21 protein-coding genes and 1 tRNA gene are annotated in these 24,911 nt (G+C 72.3%); 12 read left to right on the forward strand and 10 right to left on the reverse strand.

Annotated elements, in window-relative coordinates; genetic code table 11:
* Nucleotides 1–138 precede the first annotated feature (138 nt).
* Nucleotides 139–828 carry an SDR family NAD(P)-dependent oxidoreductase gene (locus ACGFU6_RS30430; RefSeq protein ID WP_393615546.1) on the reverse strand — a complete coding sequence of 230 codons (690 nt, stop codon included), beginning with the start codon at nucleotides 826–828 and terminating at the stop codon, nucleotides 139–141.
* Nucleotides 825–1,727 (reverse strand): NAD(P)H-binding protein, encoded by a 903-nt coding sequence (locus tag ACGFU6_RS30435; RefSeq protein ID WP_393615548.1) that lies wholly within the window; start codon nucleotides 1,725–1,727, stop codon nucleotides 825–827. Before ACGFU6_RS30435 ends, ACGFU6_RS30430 begins: the two co-directional genes overlap by 4 nt.
* 68 nt (nucleotides 1,728–1,795) lie before the next feature.
* On the opposite strand from ACGFU6_RS30435, the gene ACGFU6_RS30440 reads away from it, so the two are divergent.
* The gene (locus ACGFU6_RS30440; protein WP_393615550.1) at nucleotides 1,796–2,605 is read left to right on the forward strand and encodes a LysR family transcriptional regulator; all 810 of its coding nucleotides are present in this window, start codon (nucleotides 1,796–1,798) and stop codon (nucleotides 2,603–2,605) included.
* Nucleotides 2,606–2,738: 133 nt separating this feature from the next.
* Here the strand turns inward: ACGFU6_RS30440 and ACGFU6_RS30445 are convergent, their stop codons facing one another.
* On the reverse strand, nucleotides 2,739–3,656 hold the full coding sequence (locus tag ACGFU6_RS30445; protein ID WP_393615552.1) for a LysR family transcriptional regulator: 918 nt from the start codon (nucleotides 3,654–3,656) through the stop codon (nucleotides 2,739–2,741).
* A 118-nt stretch (nucleotides 3,657–3,774) separates the two neighbouring features.
* Between ACGFU6_RS30445 and ACGFU6_RS30450 the strand changes: the two genes are divergently transcribed.
* A complete protein-coding gene (locus tag ACGFU6_RS30450) occupies nucleotides 3,775–4,206 on the forward strand; it encodes a tautomerase family protein (protein WP_393615554.1) in 432 nt (143 codons plus the stop codon).
* 367 nt (nucleotides 4,207–4,573) lie between these two features.
* Here ACGFU6_RS30450 and ACGFU6_RS30455 read toward each other — a convergent pair whose 3' ends face one another.
* The 3 genes from ACGFU6_RS30455 to ACGFU6_RS30465 all read right to left on the reverse strand — a co-directional run bounded on the left by ACGFU6_RS30455 (nucleotide 4,574) and on the right by ACGFU6_RS30465 (nucleotide 8,173).
* A complete protein-coding gene (locus tag ACGFU6_RS30455; RefSeq protein ID WP_393615556.1) occupies nucleotides 4,574–5,086 on the reverse strand; it encodes a hypothetical protein in 513 nt (170 codons plus the stop codon).
* A 330-nt stretch (nucleotides 5,087–5,416) separates the two neighbouring features.
* Nucleotides 5,417–5,490 (reverse strand) — tRNA-Pro (locus ACGFU6_RS30460).
* Nucleotides 5,491–5,539: 49 nt separating this feature from the next.
* Entirely contained in the window at nucleotides 5,540–8,173 is a 2,634-nt protein-coding gene (locus ACGFU6_RS30465) for an ATP-binding protein (RefSeq protein ID WP_393615557.1), read from the reverse strand.
* A 109-nt stretch (nucleotides 8,174–8,282) separates the two neighbouring features.
* Here ACGFU6_RS30465 and ACGFU6_RS30470 point away from each other — a divergent pair, with 109 nt between their 5' ends.
* Together ACGFU6_RS30470 and ACGFU6_RS30475 are read left to right on the forward strand one after the other, a co-directional pair.
* Nucleotides 8,283–8,825: a DUF309 domain-containing protein gene (locus ACGFU6_RS30470; protein ID WP_393615559.1), complete on the forward strand. Its 543-nt coding sequence runs from the start codon at nucleotides 8,283–8,285 to the stop codon at nucleotides 8,823–8,825.
* Nucleotides 8,826–8,918: 93 nt separating this feature from the next.
* A complete protein-coding gene (locus tag ACGFU6_RS30475) occupies nucleotides 8,919–9,239 on the forward strand; it encodes a hypothetical protein (RefSeq protein ID WP_393615561.1) in 321 nt (106 codons plus the stop codon).
* Nucleotides 9,240–9,266: 27 nt separating this feature from the next.
* On the opposite strand, the gene ACGFU6_RS30480 is transcribed toward ACGFU6_RS30475, so the two are convergent.
* The 3 genes from ACGFU6_RS30480 to ACGFU6_RS30490 form a co-directional block, all read right to left on the reverse strand.
* The gene (locus ACGFU6_RS30480) at nucleotides 9,267–10,493 is read right to left on the reverse strand and encodes an FAD-dependent oxidoreductase (protein WP_393615563.1); all 1,227 of its coding nucleotides are present in this window, start codon (nucleotides 10,491–10,493) and stop codon (nucleotides 9,267–9,269) included.
* A complete protein-coding gene (locus ACGFU6_RS30485; RefSeq protein ID WP_393615565.1) occupies nucleotides 10,490–11,932 on the reverse strand; it encodes an NAD(P)/FAD-dependent oxidoreductase in 1,443 nt (480 codons plus the stop codon). The genes ACGFU6_RS30480 and ACGFU6_RS30485 overlap by 4 nt, the downstream gene beginning before the upstream one ends.
* Before the next feature lie 81 nt (nucleotides 11,933–12,013).
* Nucleotides 12,014–13,447 (reverse strand): FGGY family carbohydrate kinase, encoded by a 1,434-nt coding sequence (locus ACGFU6_RS30490; RefSeq protein ID WP_393615567.1) that lies wholly within the window; start codon nucleotides 13,445–13,447, stop codon nucleotides 12,014–12,016.
* A gap of 321 nt (nucleotides 13,448–13,768) precedes the next feature.
* Between ACGFU6_RS30490 and ACGFU6_RS30495 the strand changes: the two genes are divergently transcribed.
* A complete protein-coding gene (locus ACGFU6_RS30495; RefSeq protein WP_393615569.1) occupies nucleotides 13,769–14,776 on the forward strand; it encodes a hypothetical protein in 1,008 nt (335 codons plus the stop codon).
* A 54-nt stretch (nucleotides 14,777–14,830) separates the two neighbouring features.
* Nucleotides 14,831–16,360, forward strand: coding sequence for an amino acid permease (locus ACGFU6_RS30500; RefSeq protein ID WP_393615571.1), 1,530 nt, complete (start codon nucleotides 14,831–14,833; stop codon nucleotides 16,358–16,360).
* A 90-nt stretch (nucleotides 16,361–16,450) separates the two neighbouring features.
* On the opposite strand, the gene ACGFU6_RS30505 is transcribed toward ACGFU6_RS30500, so the two are convergent.
* Nucleotides 16,451–17,218 (reverse strand): sulfite exporter TauE/SafE family protein, encoded by a 768-nt coding sequence (locus tag ACGFU6_RS30505; protein WP_393615573.1) that lies wholly within the window; start codon nucleotides 17,216–17,218, stop codon nucleotides 16,451–16,453.
* 138 nt (nucleotides 17,219–17,356) lie between these two features.
* Here ACGFU6_RS30505 and ACGFU6_RS30510 point away from each other — a divergent pair, with 138 nt between their 5' ends.
* The 6 genes from ACGFU6_RS30510 (at nucleotide 17,357) to ACGFU6_RS30535 (ending at nucleotide 24,910) form a co-directional block, all read left to right on the forward strand.
* Complete coding sequence (locus tag ACGFU6_RS30510) at nucleotides 17,357–18,514, forward strand: substrate-binding domain-containing protein (RefSeq protein ID WP_393615575.1); 1,158 nt, start codon at nucleotides 17,357–17,359, stop codon at nucleotides 18,512–18,514.
* Between the two features lie 102 nt (nucleotides 18,515–18,616).
* Nucleotides 18,617–19,975 carry an ABC transporter substrate-binding protein gene (locus tag ACGFU6_RS30515; RefSeq protein ID WP_393615577.1) on the forward strand — a complete coding sequence of 453 codons (1,359 nt, stop codon included), beginning with the start codon at nucleotides 18,617–18,619 and terminating at the stop codon, nucleotides 19,973–19,975.
* An 85-nt stretch (nucleotides 19,976–20,060) separates the two neighbouring features.
* The gene (locus ACGFU6_RS30520) at nucleotides 20,061–21,062 is read left to right on the forward strand and encodes a carbohydrate ABC transporter permease (protein ID WP_393615579.1); all 1,002 of its coding nucleotides are present in this window, start codon (nucleotides 20,061–20,063) and stop codon (nucleotides 21,060–21,062) included.
* The gene (locus tag ACGFU6_RS30525; protein WP_393615581.1) at nucleotides 21,059–21,934 is read left to right on the forward strand and encodes a carbohydrate ABC transporter permease; all 876 of its coding nucleotides are present in this window, start codon (nucleotides 21,059–21,061) and stop codon (nucleotides 21,932–21,934) included. Before ACGFU6_RS30520 ends, ACGFU6_RS30525 begins: the two co-directional genes overlap by 4 nt.
* Before the next feature lie 37 nt (nucleotides 21,935–21,971).
* Nucleotides 21,972–23,012, forward strand: coding sequence for a hydroxyacid dehydrogenase (locus tag ACGFU6_RS30530; RefSeq protein ID WP_393615583.1), 1,041 nt, complete (start codon nucleotides 21,972–21,974; stop codon nucleotides 23,010–23,012).
* Entirely contained in the window at nucleotides 23,009–24,910 is a 1,902-nt protein-coding gene (locus ACGFU6_RS30535; RefSeq protein ID WP_393615585.1) for a DUF2264 domain-containing protein, read from the forward strand. Before ACGFU6_RS30530 ends, ACGFU6_RS30535 begins: the two co-directional genes overlap by 4 nt.
* Nucleotide 24,911 lies beyond the last annotated feature (1 nt).

Below are 24,911 nucleotides of genomic sequence, written 5' to 3' on the forward strand. Positions count from 1 at the left end.
GAACAGTGTTCTCTTCAGTGGTCGCCCCATGTGACCGCGAGCTTCGGCCCTACAGCCGGAGCGGCGCCCGAAGCCACCCCTCATGGCTTCGGGCGCCGCTCCTCGTGACGCGGTGTCGGGATGTCACTCCGGCGGCCGCTACCAGGGCACGGTCCGGTTTTGGTAGTTGACGAACCGCAGGCCCGGTTCACCGCTGTGGCGGTCGATCGTGTCCGCAACACCCGGAATGGACTGGCCGATGGCCAGCGGCGCGTCCGGCCCGCCCAGTTCGGTGCGGACATGGCCCGGGCAGATGAGCAGGAGCGTGTGCCCGGCGTCTGCGTACCGGGCGGCGTAGCTGCGCATCAACTGGTTGAGTGCGGACTTGGCGGCGCGGTAGACGTCCTGGCCACCGTTGGTGTTCAAACTGATGCTGCCCTGGCGTGAGGACATGACGCCGATGGTTCCGGTCGGCCCGACCAGTGAGCGGAGGGCCTCGACGACGCGCATGGGGCTGAGCGCGTTCGTGACCATGACCTCGGTGAACACCCCCTCCGGGACGTCGTGGATCGGGATGTCGCCTCTCGTGATGGCGGCGTTGACGAACAGCAGGTCGAGGGTGGACCGCGCGAGGCGCTCGCGCAGGGCGGCGAGCTGATCCGGCTCGGTCGTGTCCAGGTTCTCGACCGTGACCCCGCCCCCGGACGCCTCGGCCAGGTCGTGCAGAGCGGTGCGGCGACTGTCCCGGACGGTTGCGATGACCTCCCAGCCTCGGTGCGCGTACTCGGTGGCGAGTGCGAGCCCGAGGCCGCGGGACGCCCCGACGACGAGAGCGGTCCCGGCGCTCACGCCCGGCTCCGGACCGCCGGCTTCAGGACTTCCTCGCACCAGGTGCGGAACGTGGTCGGACTCGCGGTGCCAGGGGTACGCCGTACGCCGTCGTCGAGACCGTTGTCCTTGGCACGCATCATGTCGACGAAGCCTTCGATGATCGCGTCACCGAAAACGTGTCCGGTGAGCGCGGCACGGAAGTCGTCGAGCGACTGCCGCTCGTAGCGGACCGGCCGACGGAGCACTTCGGACATGACGCGCGCCATATCGTTCGCCGAAAGATCCTCGGGGCCCAGCACGGGGACCTCGCCCGCCCCCGCCCACGAGCGGTCGAGCAGCAGGCCGGCGGCGGCCGCGGCGATGTCGCCGGCGGCGGCCGCCGGTGCCACGCGGTCGGCGGCGACGGTGTCGGTGAACACGCCGTCATCGCGGATGGAGGCCACCTGCCGTAGCAGGTTGTCCATGAAACTGGGGTTCGCGAGCCCCCGGTAGGCCACGCCCGTACTCACGATCAGGTCGTCCATGGCCAGCGAAGCCGTGACATGTCCGGCCCGGCCGGCGACGGGTGTGCCGCGGCCGAGCGCCGAGACGCCGACCACGTGCCCCACCGCGTGAGCCGTGAACGCCTTCGCGGCAGCGCGGGTGAACCCGAGGTACGCGGCGTCCAGGCTCGGCGCCCGCGGGTCCGGCGGAACCAGCCAGAAGACGGCGTCCGCGCCGGCGAAGGCCCGGTCGACCACCTCGGGGTCGTCGTGCGAGCCGGTGACGACGTCGGCCCGGGCGCGGACCGGGCCGGGGAGTTTCCCGGGGTCACGCACGATGACGCGCAGTTCTTCCCCGCGAGCCGGAGCCTCGTCGAGCAGGATGTCCAGGAGCCGGCTGCCGATCCGGCCGGTGGGTGCGGTGATGACGATCATTCTTCGAGTCTCGGGGCGGCCGCCCGTGGGGTCCAATACCCTTCTCGGGGCGTTGATACCGTCAAGGCATGGATCTCGATCTGCGTAAGCTCCGCTACTTCGTCGCGGTGGCCGAGCACCGGCACTTCGGCCGGGCGGCCGGACAGCTCTACATCGCCCAGCCGGTCCTCAGCCGTCAGATCATGGCATTCGAGCGGGAGTTGGGGTGCGCACTACTGGTGCGCACCACTCGAAGTGTGGAGCTGACCGACGCCGGAAGACAGCTCCATGAGGAGGCGCGGGCGGTCCTCGGGGCCGTCGACACAGCCGTACGACGTGTGCGGGACGTCGACCGGGGTATCCCGAGGCTGACGGTCGCCTTCTCCCCCGGGCTGCACGTGTCGGACGCGATCCGGGCGTTCGCCGCGCGTCACCCTGCCATCGAGACCGACGTCGTCCCGGCGCACTGGTGGGAGCAGGACGCGCCACTGCGGGACGGCCGGGCACAGGTCGGCCACCTGCGGCTGCCGTTCGACGAATCGGGACTGCACACCATCCCCATCGGCCACGAGCCCCGGGTCGCCTGCCTGCCCGCGGCACACCCGCTGGCGCACCGCGCCGAACTCACCTCCGCAGACCTGGCCGACCAGCGGATGCTCGACACACCGGCCCGACGGACATCCTCGCTGGAAGAGAAGTTCGAACTCGTCGCCTCCGGGCAGGGCATCGCGCTCGTCCCGCTGAGCGTCGCGCGCTCCTACTCCCGCCCCGACCTCGTCCACCTGCCCGTCACGGACGCCCCGGGGAGCGAGACGTGCCTGGCCGTCCTCGCCGACCGGGACGAGGAACTGGTGCGCGACTTCCTGGAGATCGCCACCGCCGCACTGCTGCACAACTGATTGATCATCGGGCAGGCCCGCGGACGACTCCGAGTCCGTCCACGGTGGGCCGATCCGGCCGGGTGGCCCCCTCCCGTTCCAGGCGAGTGCCGGCTGCGGGGAACGGCGCGGCCGCGCATCGTTCCGGAACCGTTCAGTCGGGCCGACGGGCCGCTTCACGGTGCAGGACCTGGATGACTTGGGCGAAGACCGGCGGCAGCGGGCCGGGAAAACGGGCCAGAACGACCCGCCGGCGTTCGGCGGGTCCACCGCGGACCTCGACCAGGCGCACGCCCGTGGGAACCGCGTCGGCCAGGCCCGGCGGCACGGTGGTGATGCCGCAGCCCGCTGCGACCAGGTGAAGTTTGGTCAGCCAGTCGCGGGCGGTGTGGGTGATGCGTGGGCGCCCAGGCAAACCTGGCCAGACTCCCATCATCGGCTCGGCGGGGTTGGAGGTACTGGCGATCCATTCCTGATCGGCCAGTTCTTCCAGGCCCACCGCCGCTCTGTTGCCCAGCGCGCCGTCGGCGGGCACCGCGAGCAGCAGCTCTGTCTCCAGGAGGGTCTCGCACGCCAGACGTGGCGTCTGGTCGTCCAGGGGCCGGTAGGGCGGCCGGACCGCGAGGACGGCCAGATCTACCGTGCGTGCCCGCAGCGCGCGCACCAGCGCCGGGGTGGTGGCCTCGCGTGTCGTGACGCGGATGCCGGGTTGCGTGCGGCGCAGCACGGCGAGCGTGCGCGGCAGAATGAGCGCTCCGGCGCTGGCGAAGGTGCCTAGCCGCACCACGCTGCGTTCGGGTGCCAGTCCCTTCAGCTCGCGCTCGGCTTCGGCGAGCGCGTCCAGTGCGACAACCGCGTGCCGGAGCAGGGTCAAGCCCGGCCCGGTGAGGGCAACGCCACCGGGGCGGCGGTCGAACAGCTTCACCCCGGCCGCGCGTTCGAGGGCGGCGACCTGTCGCGAGACGGCGGACTGGGTATAGCCGAGGCCCGCGGCGGCGGCGGTGAAGCTGCCGCGTTCGGCGATCTCACGCAGGACCCGCAAGCCGGTCAACGAGGGCTCCATGACATTCATGCATACCCACCATGCCAGAGTTTCGCTGGCCGCATGGGCCGGGGCCACCTAGCGTTGGCCGTATCAGCCGCGCCGAACCACGCGGACTCCCAGCCCACTTCCGCCAAGGAGCACCCCCATGCCATTCGTCGAGATCTACCTGCGCAAGGGCAGGACACCGGAATTCCGCCAGGCTCTCTCCGCGGCGGTCCACGCCTCGATGCGGGAGGTGTTCCAGATCCCGGAGGACGACTTCTTCCATGTCGTCCACGACATGGAGCCCGGTGACATCCTGCACCCGTCGACGTTCTTCGGCATCGAGCGCAGCACCGACTCGGTGATCATCCGCATGACGTTCAACCACCGGCCTCCGGCCCAGAAGACAGCGCTCTTCGAAGCCGTCGCCGACCGCATTACGGCCACCACGGGGATGCGCCGGGCGGACGTCCTGATGACTGTTCTGGAGACCGCTTCGGAGAACTGGTGGGTGCACGGCCGGACCACCGATCCCGATACCGGGTTCGACACCCGGATGAGTCCCGAGGCCATGCGGGCCGGCCGGATCGCCTGACACTGACGCCCCGGGCGGCCATCGCCGACCAGGGCGGACGCGTCTCCACCGAGGTCCGTCGCGACGCAGCCCGGTGGGCCGGATTCGTCCCGGGGTTCCAGTCCGACCCCAGAAATGATCAAGGTCGGTCCGGAGCTGCTCCGAACCGGCCCTGGTTCACGACCGCCTTCCCATCCGGCCTCCTCGTCTCCGTGGAGGAGCAGTTCGGTGATCCTGGTCGATGGCCGGTCAGAACGACCGGCTCCGGGTCAACCCCGGCTGCGGCCCGATGGCCCGCGGCCGGCACGAATCCCGTGCCGCACCGGAAGGCCTCGTGACCGCCGCACGCCGCATCCGCACGGAGCCGGCCGTCGGCCACTCCTCACGGTCAGGCGCCCGGGCCGGACGCCTCACCTGACCGGCCCCTGCCCGCAGGCGCGTGGCCGTCCTCATCGGCCGGCGTGCCCGGTTCGTCCGCGGACGCGGAAGGCGCCCGCGCATCCGACCGGAGTTCGCGGCGCAGCGCGCGCACCGCTGCACGTTCGGTGCCGCGCCGCCGCAGCCGGGCCCGCCACCGTTTGCGGGTGGCGACGAGGACGGTGACCAGCACCGCCAGGCAGAGCGCGACGATGATGACGAGGAGCCAGGGGACGTACGTGCGCCGGACGGTGTTGCTGCTGAGCGTCTTCACCTCGCCGCCGGGCACGGTCGCCGTGACGGAGGCCGTGATCCGGTGGCGGCCGATGAGGGGGAGGTCGGTGAGTCGTCCGGTGACCGTGGCCGAGCCGCCCGGTATGACGTAGAGCCCCTTCGGGCTCAGCCGCACCGTCCGCGTTCCGCCGCCCGCGACGGCGAGGTGGCCGCTGAAGGTGTCCCGGCCCGAAGGGGCCGGGGTGGGCACCGCCCGAACCTGAGGTGCCGGGCCCCCGACCGTCAGGAGCAGGACCGCCGGCGCCGTGAGCGCCCGGGTCACCCATGCGGCCCGCATCAGCCGGTGATCGTGTACGTCGCAGTGCCCACGGCGGTTCGGGGGCGGCTCGGGTGCCGTGTCACAGACTCGGGGGCGGCTCGGTACCGTGCCGGAGACTCGGGGGGGGCGACTCGGGTGCCGTGCCGGAGACGTGGACACCGTCCGGTGGATACGGACCCACTGGCCCCTGCCGGCCCCTGGAAATGATCAAGGGCCGGTTTCGGATCTCCGAAACCGGCCCTGACCTGCGACTCTATCGAGTCGGGACGACAGGATTTGAACCTGCGACCCCTTGACCCCCAGTCAAGTGCGCTACCAAGCTGCGCCACGTCCCGTTGCGATTCCTCCCGGTGTCCCGGGCGGCTGCGCAGGACAAACATTACCTCACTCGGTGGACCGCATCGACGCCCGTGCCTGCTGGGCGCGGGTCGCCAGGGATTCCGCGCCGCAGGCCGTCGCCAGCTTGTGCGCCCGCGCGAGCTCTCGCGGGGAGCGGGCCGCGATGCCGTACTCGTAGAGGGCGAGGGCGAACTCGTAGCCGGAGGGGGATGCCTCCAGGTGGCGGACGGCCTCGCCCAGCAGCTGTGCGGCCTCCTCCGGACCGGCGAACAGCGCGACGCAGCGCAGTGCCTCGCCGATCGCGGTCTCCGTGCCGAAGCGCTCGGCGTGCACCCGGGCCGAGTTGGCGATCCGGGCGGCGCGGCCGGAGTCCTCGTCGGCCAGTGCGCGTGCCAGGTCGCCGGCCCAGGGGCCCCAGATGCCGTTGAACCTGCCGCGCGGTTCGAGGGCCTGTCCGGCGGCTTCCAGCTCGGTGACGGCTTCCTTCATACGGCCTTCGGCCAGCAGCAGGCGGCCCCGGACGCACGGCCCGTCGGGCAGCACCATGGCGCTGGGGTAGGGCGTGCCGAAGTCGTACTGGTCCGCGATCTTGCGGGCCTCGGTGACCCGGCCGCGGGCCAGCAGTGTGTCGATGAGCAGGCAGGCGGCGTCCCAGTGGACGGGCAGTCCGCTGCCGACGCGGTCGGCGAGGCGGAGCCCCTCGCGCAGGAAGCCCTCCGCCTCCGCGAGGCGGCCGCGACGGCGGTTGACCAGGCCGAGGAGCGTATGGGCGAAGGCCAGGTGGGCGCCGCTCCAGCCGGAGATCTCGAAGGCGCGCACCGCTTCGCCGAAGAGCTCCTCGGCTCGGTCGAGCCGGTCGGTGAAGGCGTAGGTGATGCCGAGCAGGGTGGGGAGCTCGAAGCCCCACTCCGAATCGGTCCAGCCGAGGCCCCGGGCGGGATGGCCGTTGACCAGGGCGCGTTCGCAGAGGTCGACGATCAGCTGGGAGTTCTCACCGCGCAGCATGGCGTCGAAGGCGCGCAGCGTGAGCAGGGCCCGCTCGGCGTTGTCCCGGCCGGTGAGGTGGTCGGCGTTGGCGGCGAGCCGGCGGGAGCGGCCCGGACCGTCGTCCTCGGTGGCCTGCATGCCCTCCCAGAGGAAGTGCGCGGCCTGGAGGCGCATCAGGCCGGGGCCTGGCGCCGTGCGCTCCGCCTCGGCCGCGAGGGCGAGCGCGGCCTCCTTCAGCTGGTTGTTGTGGGACAGCGCGGCGGCGAGCCGGAACGTGGCGTCGACCCGCAGGTTGTCGGCGAGACCCGGAGGGTCGAGCGCGGCACGCAGATGCCGAACCGTGGTGGGCGGCGAGCTGAGCAGCGTGGCGCAGCCCAGTTCGTAGAGCAGGGTGGCGCGCACGTCCTGGTGCGGCGGTTCCTGGAGGGCCCGTTCCAGACAGCGGCGGGCCGCCTCGGGGGCGCCGACCGCGAGGTGCTGTGCCGCGGCTGCCCGCAGTTGCTCGACCAGCTCCTGGTCGTCGTCCGGGTGGACCTCGAGCAGATGCCGGGAGGCCGCGGCGGGGCCGAGACCGGCCCGGGTGATGGCCCAGGCCGCCCGGCCGTGCATGGCGGTGCGGGTGGCGGGCGGAATCGAGCGGTAGACGGCGGTGGCGATCAGCGGGTGCACGAACTCCAGCGGGTCGAAGCCGCTGACGATACGGGCCTCGCGCAGCCGGGCCGTGCAGTCCGCCGCCTCCGCGGGGCTCATTCCGGCCAGCGTCGCGGCGAGGTCCTGGGAGATGTCGGTGCCGAGCACGGCGGCGGCCCAGGCGAAGCGGTTGGCGTTGGTGCCGAGCCGTTCGAGCCTGGCGACGAGTCCGCTGCCGCGTGCCGATGCGCCGAGTTCACGCAGCAGCCCGGCGGAGTCCTCCAGCGGGGCCAGCTCGCGGTCCTGGACCTTGGCGACGAGTTCGACCGCCTCGTACGGGTTGCCGCCGGTGACGGCCCAGACCTCGCGGCAGAACGGGTCGTCGGCGTGTTCTCCGAGGCCCGCGCGGACCAGTTCGGCGGTGGCGTCCGGGGTGAGGGCCCGCAGCGCGACCCGCACCTGTGCCGGATGTCCGCCCACGGCGGCGCGCGCCGGCTCCCGGGCGGCGAGTTCCTCGGGCCGGTGCGCCTGGACGACCAGGACGCGCAGCTCGCCGAGCCTGGCGGTGAACGAGGCCAGCCAGGCGAGGGATTCGCCGTCGGCCCAGTGCGCGTCGTCGATGAGGAGCAGCAGCGGGCGGTGGCTCAGCCGGGAGGCGAGCCGTGAGACGACCCAGTCGAGGCCGTCGCGCACACCCTGCGGGTCGGGCTGTGGACCGGTCGGCTCCACGAGGCCGAGGGCGGGCGCGGCGATCTCGTACCAGGACCCGAACAGGGCGCGTACGTCGTCGGCGGGGAGCTGTTCGAGTTCGGGCTGCAGCAGTTGGCGTACGACGTGGAACGGCACGGAGGTCACTGTCTCGCCGCCGCGTGCGGACCAGACGGTGCACCGGTCGGCCGCCATGGCCTGGATCTCGGCCAGCAGTGCTGTCTTGCCGATGCCGGCCTCTCCGCTGAAGATCAGCAGCCCGCCGGACGCCTGTGCGCCGCAGAGTGCGTCGACGGCTTGTGCGGCAGCGGCGATCTCCGGTTCGCGCTCGTACAGCGGCCGGGACGGTTGCATGCCTACCCTCCCCCAAAGTGGTGCGGACAACTGTCGAGAGTAGTCGTGCGCGGGGGCCCACCAACAGTGCTTCGGGGAGTTCGCCGCAGGTGCGGGGCACAATCGAGGGGTGGACGAGACACGTAGGGACCGCGACACCGAAGGCCGGGCGCACAACGCGCGCCCCCGGGACGGGCTGGGGCGCCCCCTGCCGTACGGCTCGCCGGGGGTGGAGCGGCAGCCCGAGGGTGTGGTCCGCGCCCCGGAGGAGACCGTGCGGGAGGCGCAGCGGCTGCTGGACGCCGGGATGCCGTTCCACGCCCATGAGGTATTCGAGGACGCGTGGAAGTCCGGGCCCGTGGCGGAACGGGAGTTGTGGCGTGGGCTGGCCCAGCTGGCGGTCGGGCTGACCCATGCCGCCCGGGGCAATGCGACGGGCGGGGCGCGGCTGCTGCGGCGGGGCGCTGCGGCGCTCACGGAGTTCACGGAGTTCACGCAGTCCGTGGAGCCCGCGGGGTTCACGGGGCGGGGCGGCGGGCCCCCGGCGCACGGGGTCGATGTCGGTGCGCTGGCCGGCTGGGGGCGGGAGCTCGCCGGACGGGTGGAGGCGCCGGACGCGGAGCCCGTCGATGCCGCTGCCGAGGCGCCGAGGCTGCGGGGCGGCGGCCGGTAGCGCGGACGGGGCGGGCGCCGCGGGCGCGTCCTTTCCCTGTCCTTGACCGAGAGCGGTGAACAGGGCCGCGCGAAGCTATTACCATCCCGCGTCATGAGCACTTCTGACCAGGACCAGGCCGTGGACACCCCGATAGCCGCACCCGACACCGGGGAACGTCGGCTGACCCCGCGTCAGGCGAGACGGCTGCGCATCGCCCTGTCCTCCGTCGGCATGGCCGCGATGGCGGTCGTCCTGGGCCTGCGGATCGCGAGCCGGTCCTCCGTCCTGGTGGTCGGGGTGTACGGGCTGGCGCTGATCCTGTGCGGGATCGTGATCGAGCTCAGCCGGAACGGCCGTACTCGGCTGGGCAGTTGGCTGCTGGGGATCGGGCTGGTCGCGGCGATCGGTTCGGACTGGCTGCTGATTCCGTGATCTGCGGGGCGCTGCCGCCAAGATCGGTCAGCGCAGCCGGATCCGTACGGTGGCGCCGTGCGGGTCCGCCCGGTCCAGCCAGTCCGCGGACAGATGGACGGGCAGGCCCGGCCTGGCGGGCAGCAGGAGCCGTTGCCGGTGCAGCAGCCGCCCGTTCTGCCGGACCTCGAACAGCGGGGTGGCCAGGCGCCGCCCGGTGCGCAGGACGAAGCGGTTGCCCAGCGGCCGGTCGTCGTCGGGGCCGATGAGATTGGGCGCGATCCACGTCAGCGGCGCCGCGACCACGAGCGCAGCCCGTCCTGCGGGCCAGGACCCGGTGACCAGATGGCGCAGTACGGGGGCGGCGACGGCCCGGCCCTCGGCGGCGGCTGTGCCCGCGCTCTCCACCGCGTGCAGCAGGTTGCCGATGGCGAAGACACCCCGTTCGCCGGTCCGGTACGAGGCGTCGTGGGCGGGTCCGCGGGTGCCGGGGTCAAGGGCGAGCGCGCCTCGCCGGGCCAGTTCGTGGTCGGGGATCCAGTCGCCCGTGAAGACCACGGTGTCGCAGCGCAGGGTCGTGCTCCGGCCGTCCTCGTGGCGAACCTTGACTCCGGCGAGCCTGCCGCGCCCGGTCAGGCCGGTCACGGTGGTGCGGCTGAGCACGGGCGCGCCGGGGCCCCGGCGCAGCACGGCGAGGGGCTGCGGCGGACGGCCGGTCACCAGGGCGGCGACCTCGACCCCGGCGACGCGCAGGGTGTCGGCCGCCGCGTGGCTCACGGGTTCGTCGCCGACGACCACCGCGCGGGTACCGATGTGCTGGTGGTGGAGGTGGACGGCCTGCTGGAGCTCCCCGGTGGTGAAGACGCCCGCGGGGCGGGTGCCGGGGACGAGCCGGGCGCTGCGGGGGCGTTCCCGGGCGCCGGTGGCGAGGAGGACCGCGCGGGCGGTGATCCGTTCCAGACCGCCCGGCCCGGTGGCGTCGAGCGTGCGGGGTCCGGCCCAGCCGGTGGCGGTGATGCCGGTGCGCAGGGTGGCACCGGCCCGTTCGGCGGCGGCCGTGCACCGCCTGGCGTACTCGGGCCCGCTCAGGCCGCCGGTGGTCCGGCGGCCGCCGAAGCCGTCGTGGTGGCAGTGGCGGGGGACGCCGCCCGCGTCCTGCTCGCGCTCCAGGACCTCCACCCGTACCCCGGACGCGGCGAGTTCGGCCGCCGCGCCGAGTCCGGCCGGGCCCGCACCGACGACCAGTACGTCGACCGTGCGCTCGTGGCGGATCATCCCGGGGCCCTCTCGGTCAGTGCGCGGAGCCGGGCCCCGCAGTAAAAGCCCTGGCAGCGCCCGTTGCCGGCCCGTGTCCTGCGGGCGAGGCCCTCGATCGAGGCGGGCGGCAGCACGGAGGCCAGGGCGTCGCGGATCTCGCCCTCGGTGACGCGTTCGCAGTGGCAGACCACGGTGCCGTAGGCGGGGTCCTGGGCGATGAGTCCGGCGTCCAGGTAGGGGCGGTCGGCCGCCTCCCCCAGGGCCGGCACGGTGACGGGCGGCAGCTCGGCCGGTGTGCCCAGGCCGAGCCCGGTCCGGGCGAGCAGATCGGTGACGTGCGCGGCGATGGCCATGGAGGCGGTCAGCCCGGTGGAGCGGATGCCGCCCACGGCGACGTAGCGCTGGTCCGGGTACGCCCTGATCCGGTAGTCCTCGTGGGCGGTGGCCGCCCGCAGCCCCGCGTAGACGGCGGTGACCTCCTCGTCGATCAGCCGGGGCAGGATCCTGCGGCCCTTCTCGCGCAACAGCGCGAGTCCTTCCCCGGTCGACTCGGTGGCGGCCCTGTCGTCGAGGTCCTCGGCGGTGGGGCCGAGCAGCACGTTGCCGAAGACGGTCGGTGCCACCAGGACGCCCTTGCCGGCCGGGGTGGGTACGGGGAGCAGGATGTGGTGGACGAGATCGCGGGCGAGTTTGTCGTAGACGATGAGCTGTCCGCGGCGCGGGGTGACGGTGAAGGCGTCGTGGCCGAGCAGGCGGTCGATCACGTCGGCGTGCAGTCCGGCGGCGTTGATCAGCCCCCGGGTGCGGAGCGTGCCTCGGGTGGTGGTCAGGGTATGGACGCCGGTGCCGGGCCCGTCGCCCGAGCCGGGCCCGTCGTCCGGCTCGATGGCCGTGACGCGGCAGTCCAGGTGCAGGTGGACGCCGGCCAGGACCGCCTGGGTGGCGAACGCGAGCGGGGTGGTCCAGGGACAGATGACGGACTCGTCGGGAATCTCCAGCGCGCCGAGCGCACCCGGGCCCAGGTGCGGTTCCAGCTCGGCGAGCCGGCCGGCGTCCAGCAGCCGGGCCGCGTGGTAGCCGTTCTTCTCCGCCTTCGCCAGCAGGCCCGGAAGCGCGTCGAGTTGTTCCTGGTCCCAGGCCACGAGGAGGGCTCCGACACGTTCTACGGAGATACCCGTCTCGGCGGCGTACGCGGCGAGCCTGCGCTGCCCGTCGCGGACCAGCCGGGCCTCGAGCGAACCGGGCACGGCGTCGAAGCCGGTGTGCAGGATCGCGGTGTTGGCCTTGGACGTGCCGTTGCCGATGTCGTCCGACGCCTCGACGACCGCGATTCGGACGGGGTGGCGGGCCAGTTCCCGGGCGATCGCGGTGCCGACCACTCCGGCGCCGATGACCGTGACGTCGTAGGGCGGGCCGTCGGGCAGCGGCTGTCCGGCCCTTGTGACCGTCCGGTTCATCGGCCGGCCCGGTTCATCGGACGGCCCCGGCAGCGGTCACGACCACTCCGGCCGGATAGCGACGGCGGGCCCGCACAACGGTCACGACCGCTCCAGCAGCGCGCCGACGGCCGCGCGGAATCCGGCGAGGCGCTCGGCGGCCTCGTCGGGGCCGATCCTCGGCTCGTACACCGCGGCCGGTGCCCAGTCCGGCACGGCCTGGCGGAGCGAGAGCCCGGGATCGAGGCCGAGCCGTGCCAAGGCTCCGACGCCGAGCGCGGTGACATCGGGCAGGGCGGACACCTCGACGGGGCGTTGCAGCAGGTCGGCCTGGGTCTGCATGAGCAGCGCGGAGCGGGTCAGCCCGCCGTCCACGCGCAGCACCCCGGGCCGCTCCCCCAAGTCGGCCGCCACCGCCTCGGCCAGCTCGACCACCTGTGCGGCGATGCCCTCGCACAGGGCCCGCACCAGGTGCCCCGCGGTGGTGTCCAGGCCGAGCCCGGTCACCGAACCCCGGAGGTCGCCGCGCCACCAGGGGGCGGCGAGCCCGGCGAGTGCCGGTACGAAGGTGACGCCCCCGGAGTCGGGGACCGAGCCGCCGACCGGGTCGAGGTCGGCGGCGCCGGAGATCACCTTGAGGTCGGTGAGCCAGCGCACGGCGGAGGCGGCCGTGTAGACCTGGCCGTCCAGGCAGTAGCTGGTCCGTCCGCCGAGCCGCCAGGCCACGCAGCTGACCAGTCCGGTGGAGCTGCGGCGGGGCACCGGGCCCGTCTGGGCCAGCAGGAACGCACCCGTGCCGTAGGTGCACTTGGCGGCCCCGGGTTCCAGCGCGCTCTGGGCGAGCAGGGCTGCCTGCTGGTCGACGAGGAGGCCGGTCAGCGGGAGCTCGCCCCCGAACGCGGTCGTCGTTCCGAACGAGCCGGCCGCGTCGACCACCGAAGGCAGTCGTTCGCCGCCCAGACCGAAGATGTCCAGTGCGTCGGGTGACCAGCCGACCCGGTCGAGATCGAGCAGTTGGGTGCGTCCGGCCGTCGCGGCGTCCGTGACGAATTCTCCCGTGAGCCGGTGGACGAGCCAGGAGTCGCTGGTGGTGACGACTCCCTCGCGGGTCAGTTCGCGGCGGATCCAGGCCATCTTCGGGGCCGCGAAATAGGGATCGAGGGGAAGTCCGGTGAGTTCCTTCAACTCGTCTTCGCGTTCGGCGATTTCGGCACACACACCGGCCGACCGCCGGTCCTGCCACACGATGGCGTCGGTGAGCGGCCGCCCGGTGTCCGGATCCCAGGCGAGCACGGTCTCGCCCTGATTGGCGAGGCCGACGGCGACGACCGGCTCGCCCGCCTCGGCCAGCGCCCGCCGCCCGGCGTCGACGACCGAACCGAACAGCTCGCCGGGGTCCGACTCGACCGCCCCGCCGGAGTGGAACCTCGGGCTCACCGGAGCCGAAGCGGAACCGATCACACCCCGCTCCGGACAGATCACCAGCGCCTTGGTGCCGGAGGTCCCCTGGTCCACGGCGAGTACCGGACCTGTCATCGGCTCTCCAGTGGTACGCAAGCTCCGGCGCTTGAACGGAATCGTGATCTTCGGTGGCGGCACCCAAGAGTGGTGCAGCCCAGCGGTTCCGTCAAGCACCGGTAAAGCGTATGTCCGGAACCCCCCTTTGACGCCCAACCTCCCATTTGCTGGAGCTACTTGAATACGATCCATGATTCATTCGGGGCTTGGGCGCAATGGGCTCTACACTCACCGCCGAGCAACAAGCGGACGCTTTACAGCAGTTCACATTTCAACAGCTGATTCACCCCCCACGTCCTTGAGGATCGATGAGACCGACACGACGCCCGGAGCACGTCCATGGCCAACAGTGATTTCCGGCCGGTCTACCACCCGGCCGGCCACGACAACGACCTCCGTACCGCGTTACAGGACTTACGGACAGGACGCTGGCTGTCCATGCGCAATCTGCTGGAGAGCACGCCGGACTGGACCCTGTGGACCCAGCGCACCCAGGTGCTCGGAGCGGTCGCCGCTGGTTCGGACGCCGTACAGGCCTGGCTGACCGAGGAGCCCAGGAGCGTCGCGGCCGCCGTGATGCATGCCCGGGTCGTCGTGGAGCGGGCCGTCCGGGCCCACCGCGAGGGGCACGCTCGCGCGCAGGAGCTGTGGCAGCAGGCCTGGGAGGCCTGCCGGTCGGCCGCCCACGCCTCGCCCGCGGACCCGGTGCCCTGGGTGTGCCTGCTGGCCCTCTCCCAGCTGGACGAGCGCCAGCGGCTGGAGGAGCACCGGCTGCACCCGCCGGGGCCCATGCTCTTTCCCGGCCCGTGGGGGCTCCTGGCGGAGGCGGACAAGCGCGATCCGTACAACCGCGAGGCATACCACCGGATGCTCCAGTTCGTCTACGCGCGCAAGGCCGGCGGCTCCCTCTCCGAAGCGGTCAACTTCGTGCAGTGGGCGGCCTCCTCGGCGCCGCAGGGGTCCGCACTCCATGTGCTTCCGCTGTATGTGCGGGTCGAGCGCTACCGGCGTGAACGCGGCCACGAGAAGGCCCTGGACCTTCACTGGGTCACCGAGGACGCCGAGCGCGACGCCGTCCGCGCTCTGGAGATCTGGTTCCTGCGCACCTCCGCGCCCAGCCACACGCTGCTCGACCTCAACCACCTGGCACACGCCCTGTGGGGAGCGCTGAAGTTCGCCGACGCCGCACCGGTGTTCAAGGAGCTCGGCCCCTATTTCACATCGGTGCCCTGGGCGTACCGCACCCGCACCCCCAAGGACCCCGGCGGCGCCGAGGAAGTGTTCCTGCGCGCCCGCACCCGCGCACTGGCCGCGGCCCGCGACCCCGCCAGGGGACCGCACGGCTGATCCGGCGCCCCCTCTCTGTCCCCCGCACCGTCACCGCTCACGGAGGTCCCCCGCATGTCCATATCCACCTCGCCCCACACGGGTTCCGAGGCCAACACGCCCAAGGACGAGGAGCAGCGGCTGCGCGAGCTCGGCTACCAGCCGGTGCTCGCACGCAGGATGGGCGGCTTCGGCAACTTCGCCATCAGCTTCTCCGTCATCTCGATCCTGTCCGGCTGCATGACCCTGTACGGCTTCGGCATGTCGACCGGCGGGCCCGCGGTGATGCTGTGGGGCTGGGCGGGCGTCGGTCTGTTCGTGCTCTGCGTGGGCATGGCGCTCGCCGAGGTCACCAGCGCGTACCCGACATCCGGGGCGCTGTACTACATGGCGGACCGGCTCGGCGGCCGCAAGTGGGGCTGGTACACGGGCTGGCTGAATCTGCTCGGGCTGCTCGGTGCGATCGCGGGCATCGACTACGGTGCCGCGCTGTTCACCGGTGCGCTGATGAACCTGCAGTGGGGGTTCACCCCCACGCCGGGCAAGACGATGGCCATCTTCCTGTGCATCCTGCTGCTGCACGCCGTGCTGAACCTGTTCGGCGTGCGCCTGGTCAGCGTGCTCAACTCGATCAGTGTGTGGTGGCACCTGGCCGGCGTCGCGGTGATCGTCTCGGTGCTGGCGATCGTGCCCTCGCACCACCAGTCGCCGACGTTCGTCTTCACCGAGTTCGTCAACGACACCGGCTGGGAGAACCCGCTCTACGTGGCGGCGATCGGTCTGCTGCTGGCCCAGTACACCTTCTGCGGCTACGACGCCTCCGCCCACCTGTCCGAGGAGACCTCGGACGCCTCGGTCTCGGCGCCGCGTGGCATCGTCCGTTCGATCTGGGTCTCCTGGGTGGCCGGTTTCGTCCTGCTGGCCGGGCTGACGTTCGCGATCCAGGACTACGCGGGCACCCAGGACAGTGCCACCGGAGTGCCGCCGGCCCAGATCCTGATCGACGCGCTGGGCACCTCGGGCGCCACGGCCATGCTGCTGATCGTGATCGCGGCGCAGCTGTTCTGCGGCAACGCCGAGGTCGCCGCGGCCAGCCGGATGGTGTTCGCCTTCAGCCGGGACAACGCGCTGCCCGGCTCCGCGCTGTGGCGCAAGGTGAGCGCCCGGACGCAGACGCCGGTGAACGCCGTGTGGCTGTCGGTCGTCGTCGCCGGGCTGCTGGCCGTTCCGTCGCTGTACTCCGCGACCGCGTACGGTGCGGTGACCGCGATCAACGTCATCGGCATCACGCCCGCCTACGCGATCCCGATCTTCCTGAAGCTGCGCGCCGGTGACCGCTTCGAGCGCGGGCCCTGGCACCTGGGCCGCTGGTCGAAGCCGGTGGGCTGGATCGCCGTGGTGTGGGTCTCGATCGTCACCGTGCTGTTCCTGCTGCCGCAGTCGTCCCCGGTCACGATCGACTCGATGAACTACGCCTCGATCGCCCTGGTCGCCGTGCTGGTCCTGGCCACCGTGTGGTGGTTCGTCGCGCGGGGTTCATACAGCACGCCGTCGGCGTACGGCAACGCCCGTGAGCAGGCGGAGATCGAGGAAGGCATCATCTGACCACTCGGCCGACCCGCCCGTCCTCGGCCTGTCCGGCCGCTGCCGTGTCCACCGGCCCTTCCGGATCACCGCGATCCGGGAGGGCCGCCGTCAGTTCAGCAGCAGTTGGAGGCCACCCAGTACGGTCGCCCCGATGACGAGGCGTTCGAAGAGGGTCTGGTTGATGCGGTCCACGCAGGTGCGGCCGATCCAGGCGCCGGGAAGCACGAACAGCAGCATGCAGGCGTCGAGCAGCAGGGACCGGGCGTCGATCAGTCCGAGGCCCACGCTGAACGGCACCTTGGACGTGTTGACGATCAGGAAGAACCACGCGGAGGTGCCGAGGAAGCCGAGCTTCCGGAATCCTGCGGACAGCAGGTAGAGCGACATGACCGGGCCGCCCGCGTTGGCGACCATGGTGGTGAAGCCGCCGAGCACCCCGTACGAGCGGGCCATGAGCCGCTCGCCGGCGGCCGGCGGACCCGCGTCCACGGCCGCCTCCTCGCTCCCGGCGGCACCGCGGCGCCGCCAGACAGTGACGCCCGCCATGAAGATCAGGATCGCGCCGATCGAGGTGCGTACGGCGGCGTCGCCGGCCCACATCATGAACAGCGTGCCCGCCAGCACACCGACGGCGACGGCGGGAAAGAGCCGCAGCAGCGTCGGCCAGTGAGCGTGGCGGCGGTAGGTCAGCACGGCGAGCACATCGCCGGCGATGAGGATCGGGAGCAGCACTCCGGTGGATTCGCGAGCCGGGAGGACGGCCGCGAAGACCGCGAGACTGATCGTATTGGCACCGCTGACGGCCGTCTTGGAGAAGCCGACGAGTGCGGATGCCGCGGCCAGTGCCGCCAATTGCCAGAGGGTGAGAGTGTCCATGCCAGGGAGAGATCGTAATCTGCCATGATTTCCGGCCTTCACCCAGCCGGGGAAGCTGCATGGCTATGCTGCGCTCCAAACGCTCGGACGAAGCGTTCAAACGCACAATGCGCAGCGGTACGGGCAGGGGGCCAGCACATGCGGGAGCCGGTTGAGCTCAGGCGTCAGCGGATCATGTCGGTGGTGGAGTCGCGGGGGGCGGTCAAGGTCAGCGTCCTCGCCGCCGAACTGGACGTCTCCGTGGTGACGGTGCGGCGCGACGTCGAGGAGCTGACCCGGGCCGGGCGGCTGCGGCGCGGTCACGGCGTGGCCAGGCCGTTGCGGGAACCGGCGGGCGCCGCGCCCGTGCCAGCCGCACGCGGCGGCGAACCGCCCGGTGAGGGCGGGGCGGTGGCGCTGGTCGTGCCGGAGCGGCACTCGTACCTGTACGAGACGCTGCACGGCGCGCGGAGCGTGCTGGAGGAGGCCGGGATCAGGATCGCGCTGCACATCGCACCGCAGTCGGCCGGCGCCGAACGACCGCTGGTGGAGCGGGCGCTGGCGGACGGGGCGCGCGGGCTGCTGATCGCCCCGCGATGGCGTCACGCGCTCTCCGAGGAGATGGACTACGGCTGGCTGGCGGACGTGGACGTGCCGACCGTGCTGATGGAGCGGCGGCCCCGGCCGGGCAGCGCGCTGCACGCCCTGGACTCCGTCTGTTCCGATCACTGGTACGGGGTGCACCTGGCCGTGGAGCACCTGGTGGCACTGGGCCACCGCAGGATCGTGCTGGCCGCCCGCGACGACAGCCCGACGGCCCGCACGGTGCGCGCCGCGTTCGCCCAGATCGCGGACGGGCACCCCGGGGTGGCGGACTGGACGGTGGTGCTGAGCTCGCCGGACGCGGTGCCCGGCCCCGGCCCGGACGAGGCGGGGCCGGCACCGGCCGCCTCCCCCGGAAGCGCCGGCTCCGCGCTCGACCTCGCCGCCCTGCTGCGCGAGCGGGGCGCGACGGCGGCGGTGCTGCACGGCGACGTGGACGCCCTGATGCTGGTGCAACGCCTGGCCGAGAACGGTGTGCAGGTGCCCCGGGACTGCTCGGTGGTGGCGTACGACGATGTGGTCGCGGCCCTCGGCAGCACGCCGCTGACCGCGGTGTCGCCGCCCAAGGCGGAGATCGGCAGGGCGGCCGCCGAGCTGCTCCTGCACCGGCTCTCCGGTACGGCCGGGGCGGCCGGACCGGTGCGCCGGACGGAGCTGCTGCCGGAGTTGAAGGTCCGCGGATCGGCCCAGGCGATCACCGTCACCACGGACTGATCGTTTGACCGCTTCAATTTTCTTCTGAGCGATCTATTGACCGTTACCGATCAGCCGAACAGGATTCCCCGTGTCCTCAATCAGGAGCCACGGGAGGCGCCCATGCCCGGTCGACAGAGCCGTCGATCCATGCTCGCCACGATGGCCGCAGTACCGCTGGCGGGCGCGCTGAGCGCGTGCAGCGGTGGCACATCGGGGTCGAACAGCACGAGCAGGTCCAGCACCGCCGGCAACAGGGCCGGCCGCAACGCCACGAACATCACCTTCTGGTCCGCCCTGCGTGGCAGCCAGGAGGTGGTGGACGCGTTCAACCGGACGCACGACACGATCCAGGTCGACTTCCAGCAGATCCCGTCCGGGGGCCAGGGCGGATACGCGAAGCTCAGCAACGCCTCACGGGCAGGCAACGCGCCGGATGTCGCGACGATCGAGTATCCCCAGATCCCCGGCTTCGCCATCGACGGGGTCGCCCTGGATCTCACCGACCTGATGAGCGCGAAGCTGCGGTCGGCACTGCTGCCGCAGGCCCTGGGCCTGACCACCTTCGAGAAGCGCGTCCTGAGCGTTCCGCTGGACGTCGAGCCGATGATGATGCACTACCGCACCGACCTCTTCGCCGAGTACGGCCTCGAAGTCCCGCGCACCTGGGACGAGTTCGAGGCGGCTTCCCGTACCGTCGTCAAGAAGACGCCGGGCCGGCGGCTGACGGCCTTCGCGACGGACGGCGGACCGCAGTTCGCCTCCTTCGCCTGGCAGGCGGGCGCCCGGTGGTTCGACACCGGCGGCGGCGCCTGGAACGTGTCGCTCGGCGACGCGCCGACCCGCCGGGTGGCGGCCTACTGGCAGCGGCTGATCGACGAGGACCTGGTCTTCGTGAACGCCGTGGACAGCCGGCAGTACGACGCCCAGGTCGGCGGCGACCAGGTCCTCGTCCGGCTCAGCGGCGCCTGGGACGCCGGGGCGCAGATGAACGCGCGCCCCGGCCAGAAGGGCAAGTGGGCCATCGCGCCGCTCCCCCGGTGGAGGGCGGGCGACGCCGCGCTCGGCACCCACGGCGGATCGACGTTCGCGGTCACCCGGGACAGCGAGAAGCCGGAAGCCGCGCTGGAGTTCATCGAGTGGCAGGTCTCCCACCCCGACGCGCTGCGCGCCCGGCTCTCCAGCGGGGCCAGCAGCCAGTACCCGGCCGTCCCCGGGCTCCTGCCCGTCTACCGCAAGGCCTTCGACCGCGCCTACTACAGCGGCCAGGACATCTACACCCTCTTCGACCAGGAGGCACGCACGATCCGGGACTGGACCTGGGGGCCCCGCATGACCGCCACCCTGAAGGTCATGCAGGACGGCTTCGCCCGGGTGGGCGGCGGCCAGGGCTCGCTGATCGAATCCGTGCGCGCGGCCCAGCGGGGCACCATGCCCGACCTCAGGGCGCTGGGCCTGTCCACCACCGAGCACAGCAGCTGACCGTGCCCCCGCCCCCGTCTCCACCGTCCCCGCAGCAGATCCCCCGGCAAGCAGACTCCCCAGCAGCAGAGAGGCAGGTGACACCATGACCAGCCCCCTGACCACACCGACGACCGCCCCCGTCAGCACCTCCGCGGCCGCCCCGGCGGCACGGCCCAGCACGTCCCCGCGCTCCACGCGCAAGTCCGCGCAGCGGCGTGAACTGGGCGCGTGCGGCGCGCTGATGACCCCCTTCTTCATCCTCCTGGTGACGGTCTTCCTGATCCCGGTCGGAACCGCCGTCTGGCTCAGCTTCTTCAGCGACGACCAGCCGGGCCTGGGCTTCGGCCCGGAGCGCCGGGTCTTCGTCGGTCTGCGCAGCTACACCGCCGTACTGACCGACCCGACGTTCCTCAGCGGGCTGGGCACCGTCGTCCTGTACTGCGTGATCTACATCCCGCTGATGGTGATCGGCGCGCTCGCGCTGGCCCTGCTGCTGGACTCGGGCGTGGTTCGGCTGCGCTCCTGGGCCCAGCTCGGGCTGTTCCTGCCGCACGCCGTGCCCGGGATCATCGCCGCCGTCATCTGGCTCTACCTCTACACACCGGGACTGAGCCCGGTCGTCGACCTGCTCGGCAAGGCCGACATCACGATCGACTTCCTCGGTGTGCACACGGTCGTTCCCTCGATCGTCAACATCGCCCTGTGGAGCAACCTCGGATACAACATGGTGGTCTTCTACGCCGCGTTGCAGGCCGTGCCGCGCGAGGTCATCGAGGCGTCCGTCGTCGACGGTGCCGGACCCGTCCGCACCGCGCTCCAGGTCAAGACACCCCTGGTGCGCTCCTCGATCGTGATGGTCGCGATGTTCACCCTGATCTTCGCGCTCCAGCTCTTCACCGAGCCGATGCTGCTGAGCCAGTCGACCCCGATGATCAGCTCACGCTTCTCGCCCAGCATGTACATCTACGACGCCGCGTTCACCCGTAACAACTACGGCCTGGCCGCCGCCGCATCGGTCGTCCTGCTGGTCTGCACCGTCGCGCTCTCCTACGGCGTGACCCGCTGGACCAATCGTTCCAACGCCGCCGAGGAGGAAGCCCGATGAGTGCGACGAGTCCCACCCGCACCACCGCCGTACTGCGGCCCCGGCTGCTGGGCCGCTCCGTGGTCAACCTGGTCGTCGGCATCTCCGTGCTGTACACGCTGCTGCCGGTGCTGTGGCTGGTGCTCGCCGCGTCGAAGGACCGGGACGCGCTGTTCGGCAGCGATGTGCTGTCGCTCGACCACTTCTCCTTCACGCAGAACCTCAAGGACCTGTTCGCGATGGACGGCGGCCTGTACGCGCGCTGGTACGGCAACAGCCTGCTGTACGCGGTCCTCGGCGCCGCCCTCGGGGCGCTGATCAGCATCGCCTGCGGGTACGCCTTCGACAAGTACCGCTTCGCGCACAAGGAGAAGCTGTTCGGCCTGGTGCTCGCCGCGGTCATGGTGCCGCAGACCGTGCTGGCGCTGCCGCTGTACCTGATGGCGTCCGGCACCGGTCTGGTCAACACCTTCTGGTCGGTGTTCATCCCGGTGCTCTTCAACCCGTTCGGTGTGTACCTGGGGCGGATATTCAGCCAGGGCTACGTGCCGAACGAGGTGCTCGAAGCGGCCCGGGTGGACGGGGCCGGCGAGCTGACCACGTACTTCCGGGTCGCGCTGCGGATGCTCGGGCCGGGGCTTGTCACCGTGTTCCTCTTCCAGCTCACCGCGATCTGGAACAACTTCTTCCTGCCCATGGTGATGCTCTCCGACCAGGACCTGTATCCCGTCAGCCTCGGGCTCTACACCTGGAACAGCGCCGCCACCGTCTCACCGGAGTACTACCCCGTGGTGATCATGGGTTCGCTGCTGGCGGTCCTGCCGCTGATCCTCGCCTTCGCGCTGCTCCAGCGCTTCTGGAAGTCGGGGCTCACCGCGGGCGCCGTCAAGTAGCCGGACCGGTCACACATCGTCGAGGACCAGGAGAAAGATGCCCAGCACCACCCCCACCACCCCTGCCGCACACCGCCGGCCGCGTGCCGCCGTCGCGATGAAACCGGATGCCTCGGACGCCTTGCTTGACGCCGCGTCGCTGGCGGCGCTCTCGCAGGTGTGCGACCTCGCGCCGCCGCCCGTGCTCGACGACTTCACCACCGGCCGGGCCCGCGCCGTGCTCGCCGAGACGGAACTGCTGGTCACCGGCTGGGGCTGTCCGCCCATCGACGAGGCCGCACTGGCCGCCGCGCCCCGGCTGCGCGCCGTCGTGCACACGGCCGGAAGCGTGCGCGGGCACATCACCGAGGCCTGCTGGGAGCGCGGCATCGAGGTGTCGTCGGCCGCCGCGGCCAACGCGCTTCCGGTGGCCGAGTACACCGTCGCGATGATCCTGCTCTCCGGCAAACGGGCGCTGGAACGGGCCCGCGACTACCGCGCCCAGCGCAGCCGCGGCAACTGGCTGGCCACCTCCCCCGACGTGGGCAACTACGGCCGGACCGTGGGCATCCTGTCCGCCTCGCTCATCGGCCGCCGCGTCATCGAACTGCTGCGCCCCTACGACCTGCGGGTGCTGCTCCACGACCCGTACGTCTCCGACGAGGAGGCGGCCGCACTCGGCGTACGTCCGGTGGGGCTCGGCGAACTGTTCGCCAAGAGCGACGTGGTGAGCGTCCACACCCCGCTGCTGCCCGCCACCCACAAGCTCGTCAGCCGTGAACTGCTCATGTCCATGCGGCCGGACGGGGTGCTCGTCAACACCGCGCGCGGCGCCGTCGTCGACCAGGACGCGCTGACCGACGTCCTGCTGCAGAACCGCATCCGGGCGGTCCTCGACGTCACCGACCCCGACACGCTGCCGTCCGGCCACCCCCTGTGGGAGTGCGAGAACGCCCTGATCACCCCGCATCTCGCCGGTTCCCAGGGCAACGAGTGGCGGCGGCTCGTCGATCTGGCCGTGAGCGAGACCGAACGCTGGGCCGGGGGCGACGGATTCGCCCATCCCGTACGACGCGAAAGGCTGGCTTTCCTCGCATGAACCGACCGCACCCCGCCTCCCCGCTGGAGCTCCCCGCCGACGACCGGGCGACGAGCCCGGTCACCGGCTACACCCGCGCGCACTGGGAGGCCGCCGCGGACGGACTGCTCAAGGCCGCCTGGCGGTGGGCCACTCCCGGCAGCGCGATGCTCGACCTGCCCGGCCGCCCCTCCGCTTCCGGGGTCCGCTCCGACGGGCTGGAGGGCTACGCGCGCACGTTCCTCGCCGCCGCCTTCCGGGTCGCGGGCGCGGGCGGCGAGGACCCGCACGGCTGGCTCGGCCGGTACGCGGACGGGCTCGCGGCCGGCACCCGTACGCCGGGCCGGGACGATGCCGAGTCCTGGCCGCTGATCCGCGACCACACCGTCTTCGGCCAGCCCATGGTGGAGTCCGCCTCGGTCGCCATCGGGCTGAGGCTCACCCGGCCCTGGCTCTGGGACCGGCTGGACCCGGCGGTGCAGGACCGGGCCGAGGAGTGGCTGCGCGGCGCCCTGCGGCACACCCCGGCGGCCAACAACTGGTACCTGTTCCCGTACTCGGTGGCCGGGTTCCTGGAGTCGGTGGGCCGGGGCGACGCGGAGACCGCGCGCGCCCGGGAGCGGGCCCGCGACCTGATGGAGGTCTGGTACCGGGGACAGGGCTGGTACGCGGACGGCGACGGCCGCGCCTTCGACCACTACAACGGCTGGGCGCTGCACATCTACCCCGTGCTCGACGCCCACCTCTCCGGCGACGCGGAGTTCGCCGCGCACTACGGGGCGCGCCTGCGCGAGCACCTGGAGAGCTTCGGGCTGCTGTTCGGCGGGGACGGGGCGCCGATCCACTTCGGCCGCTCGCTGACCTACCGTTTCGCGGCCGGCTCGGCGGTCGGGCTCGGTGCGCTGACCGGGCACACCCCGCTCACGCCGGGTACCTCGCGGCGGGTGATCAGCGGGGCGCTGCGCTACTTCCTGGACCGGGGCGCGACCGGCACCGACGGGCTGCTGAGCCTGGGCTGGCACGGGCCGCACGACGCGACGCTCCAGCCCTACTCGGGCCCGTCGTCCCCGTACTGGGCGTCCAAGGCGTTCGTGTCCCTGCTGGCTCCGGCGGACCATCCGCTGTGGACGGCGACCGAGGAGCCGGCGCCCAGTGAGGGACCGGACCGGGTCCTGGCCCTGCCGGCTCCGGGGCTGCTGGTCCAGTCGACCCGGGTGGACGGGATCGTCCGGCTGCACAACCACGGCAGCGACCATGTCCGGCCGCACGAGGGCGAGTCGGCGGCGCAGGACGATCCGCTGTACAGCCGCCAGGCGTACTCGACGGTCACCGGCCCCACGGCCCCGGCCAACGCCGCGGACAACCATCTGGCCGTGGTCGTCGGCGGTAACCGCAGCCGCCGCCGAGCCATCCGTCCGCTCGGCGCGGGCGGCGGCGAGGGCTGGGGCTGGGCCGCCTCGTGGCACCGCCCGGTCTTCGCGAGCGGCGCGGCCACGGAGCCGGGACTGCGGGTGGAGAGCGTGACCGTGGTCCGCGGGCGGTACGAGCTCCGGGTGCACCGGGTGCTCGGCGCGCCTCCCGGCGCCCGGGTCGAGGAGACGGGCTGGGCGACCGGATCCGGCTCCGGGGTCATGTCCGCGCTGCACGGTCTGCACGGCTGGGAGTCGCGGGACGAGGTGCGCGCCCCGCAGGGCACCGCGTACACGCCCTGGGCGGTGCTGCCCCGGCTGGGCGCCGGCGCGGAGGGCACCGTGGTGCTGGCCGCGCTCGCCTCGCTCACCGCGGAGCCCGGCGCGGCCGCGCTCGACACGGTGGTGAGCGGGGTGAACGTCGACGGGGACACGGTGGAGGTGTGCTGGGCCGAGGACGCCGCGACGACCCGTGTCGCCTTCGGCCCGGTGACGGTCGAGCACGGGTGAC

It is taken from the genome of Streptomyces sp. NPDC048462, from assembly GCF_043200175.1.
GTDB lineage: Bacteria > Actinomycetota > Actinomycetes > Streptomycetales > Streptomycetaceae > Streptomyces.